Origin of the sequence: Vibrio anguillarum (assembly GCF_003390515.1) — a bacterium.
GTDB classification, from domain to species: domain Bacteria; phylum Pseudomonadota; class Gammaproteobacteria; order Enterobacterales; family Vibrionaceae; genus Vibrio; species Vibrio anguillarum.
This window is the reverse complement of sequence record NZ_CP031479.1, coordinates 3,122,737-3,125,096: the sequence shown is the minus strand read 5'-3', so window position 1 is coordinate 3,125,096 and position 2,360 is coordinate 3,122,737. Positions and strand designations below refer to the sequence as shown.

Here is a 2,360-nt window from a genome sequence, read left to right as displayed (position 1 = left end):
AATTTGGAGCGACACACGAGGTTCGAACTCGTGACCTCAACCTTGGCAAGGTTGCGCTCTACCAACTGAGCTAGTGTCGCAATGATTAATCGTATTTACGCTTAATCTAAATTTGGTTGCGGGGGCTGGATTTGAACCAACGACCTTCGGGTTATGAGCCCGACGAGCTACCAAGCTGCTCCACCCCGCGTCCGTATTGTGTCACCGTTAAGTACGGCGAAAACTTMMMCYTRKYCRSKYKYTAWKARKAKMWRRKGYWSMRMMRMAMGRRGTYYRCTTTSTTYAARCWWWRWKWTKWKMCMWMMAATGCGAGTTTAGCTCCGCATTTTTTACTTCATCATGTGCAAGCAGATTATGAGCTATTGCTAGTTGATAAAAAGTCTAATGTCCAAAAATCAGCTGATTATCTGAAATTGAATCCCGCCGGCCGAATTCCAACACTGATTATTGATGGACAGCCCATTTTTGAAAGCCCCGCAATTTGTATCCACATTTGTGAGTTGCATCCTGAATACGGATTAATTCCTCCTATTGGTGATCCGAAGCGACCGTTATTTTTCCAGTGGTTAGCATTCCTCAATAACACACTTCAAGCCGAATTAATGGTTCGTTACTATCCTCAGCGACATACAACTGATGAAGCATCAATACCTAGTGTGGTAGCGGCGCAGGATGAGCGTATAGCTGATGCTTTATCTGTCATCAACGACCATCTAGGAAATGGTGAATATTTACTGGGCGATAAATTGTCGGCATGCGATTACTTTCTTTTCATGCTTGCAGAATGGTCTTTACCCATTAAGCAGTCACCAATGATCTTTAATCATTTAGCTGTTTACTTAAATCGCCTAAGCAGCAATCCAACGGTAAGAGCAGTTTGTGAATTTGAAGGAATAGACCTGAGCCCCTTTGAGTCATACTCATAACAAACGCCTCAAGAGGGACTGCCAACGCGTGGCGTTTCCAGTCCCAATGAACCGAAGTGGTTTCGGTTGTTGCGTTTGAGTTTAGTGGTAATGCGTTGCCAGCCCCTTAGGCGGGCGTTATGTTTTCGGGATAACTTGAGGAAAAGAGATGGATTTCATTTGGTTGGTTTTAGTTTTAGGCGCGGCTGCAACATTCTTCTATTTCGTATCATATTCGAAGCCACAGGATGATGATTGGCACAAACTGCCGACACTTGAGAACTATTTGATAAAGCATCCTGAATGTAAAACGGCAGATCCAGAAAGTGCTAAATGCTTTAGTTGTGGTTCAGACAAAGCGATTTTTCAACCATTAACAGCTCATGCAGATCCTCGTTATAAACATATTTGCTTATCATGCAAAAAAACACTTTTTAGAAGTAAGGCAATAATGTCTTAAACTAGTTGAGATTTCTAAGGATATTTTTAATAAAATCAGCTGGTTGGAATAAAACATAACAAACGCTTCAAGAGGGACAGCCAACGCGTGGCATTTTACTATGCGTTGGTTTTTGTGATTACGGTGTTATGCGGAAGCTTAGTAGTAGCGTTGGCTGCCCCTTAAGCGGGCGTTATATGCCAGAGCAAGGAATGCGGAAAAATGTCAGAAAAACATATGTTGAGAGCATTAGAAATCTCTCGAAATGCCTTACCTAATTGTACTCCAAACCCACCTGTTGGTTGCGTACTAGTCAAAGATGATACGGTGGTTTCTGAGGGCTATACACAGGCTATTGGTGGAAACCATGCAGAAGTACAAGCACTGAATTCCTATGATGGAACTCTTGATGGCGTCGTTGCTTATGTCACTTTAGAACCTTGCTCTTTTGTCGGTCGAACTCCAGCTTGTGCAAACACGTTAGTAAAATCAGGCATCAAACATGTTGTCGTTTCAATGCTTGACCCAGATGAACGCAATAGTGGTAAAGGTATTGCCATACTAGAGCGGGGTGGTATTAAGGTCGATATTGGTCTTTGCTATGAGCAAGTCAGTAGTTTTCTAGTGCAATATTTGGGTAAGTCGTAAAGGCATATAACAAACAATTTAAGAGGGATTCCCAACGCTTGGCATTTTTGTTTCTACTTCAATTTTAGTGGTTACGGTACAATGTGTTAGGTTGGGTGGTAGCGTTCCCTTAGCCGGGCGTTAGCTTCTTAAAGGCAGGAATCATCAAAATCCAAGCTCAATCGTTCTGACAAATCCGCTTTTAGCGTTCAAATTTCACAATTTGCTTTTTGAGTTTTCTTGATGCTGATTTGGTCGAACGTGTTGAAAATTCAGTGGTTTCAAAGTCGCTGAAAACTAGCAAACCTCGATGCTTCAACGCTGTTGGATGTTCAACACCCAAAGCATGGTTTCACAAAAGGCTGCATTATCGCTGAAACTGTGCTTTC

At 42.3% G+C, this 2,360-nt stretch carries 3 protein-coding genes, 2 tRNA genes and 1 pseudogene; 4 read left to right on the top strand and 2 right to left on the bottom strand.

Going from position 1 to position 2,360, the window contains the following annotated elements; genetic code table 11:
* Positions 1–4: 4 nt before the first annotated feature.
* Together DD616_RS17175 and DD616_RS17170 are read right to left on the bottom strand one after the other, a co-directional pair.
* Positions 5–80 (bottom strand) — tRNA-Gly (locus DD616_RS17175).
* Positions 81–113: 33 nt separating this feature from the next.
* A tRNA-Met gene (locus tag DD616_RS17170) sits at positions 114–190 on the bottom strand.
* Positions 191–323: 133 nt separating this feature from the next.
* On the opposite strand from DD616_RS17170, the pseudogene DD616_RS17465 reads away from it, so the two are divergent.
* The 4 genes and pseudogenes from DD616_RS17465 to DD616_RS17150 form a co-directional block, all read left to right on the top strand.
* Positions 324–500, top strand: a pseudogene (locus DD616_RS17465) (glutathione S-transferase N-terminal domain-containing protein); the annotation flags it as partial.
* 102 nt (positions 501–602) lie between these two features.
* Positions 603–926 carry a glutathione binding-like protein gene (locus tag DD616_RS17460; protein WP_269148165.1) on the top strand — a complete coding sequence of 108 codons (324 nt, stop codon included), beginning with the start codon at positions 603–605 and terminating at the stop codon, positions 924–926.
* Between the two features lie 148 nt (positions 927–1,074).
* Positions 1,075–1,365, top strand: a complete 291-nt coding sequence (locus tag DD616_RS17160; protein ID WP_208871980.1) for a hypothetical protein — start codon at positions 1,075–1,077, stop codon at positions 1,363–1,365.
* A gap of 201 nt (positions 1,366–1,566) precedes the next feature.
* Entirely contained in the window at positions 1,567–1,992 is a 426-nt protein-coding gene (locus DD616_RS17150; protein WP_170895741.1) for a bifunctional diaminohydroxyphosphoribosylaminopyrimidine deaminase/5-amino-6-(5-phosphoribosylamino)uracil reductase RibD, read from the top strand.
* Positions 1,993–2,360: the final 368 nt, after the last annotated feature.

What these genes read in the sequence shown, in the direction of transcription:
- DD616_RS17150 (WP_170895741.1), top strand. Translation starts at nt 1,567, where the DNA reads ATGTCAGAAAAACATATGTTGAGAGCATTAGAAATCTCTCGAAATGCC.
- DD616_RS17460 (WP_269148165.1), top strand. Translation starts at nt 603, where the DNA reads ATGGTTCGTTACTATCCTCAGCGACATACAACTGATGAAGCATCAATA.
- DD616_RS17160 (WP_208871980.1), top strand. Translation starts at nt 1,075, where the DNA reads ATGGATTTCATTTGGTTGGTTTTAGTTTTAGGCGCGGCTGCAACATTC.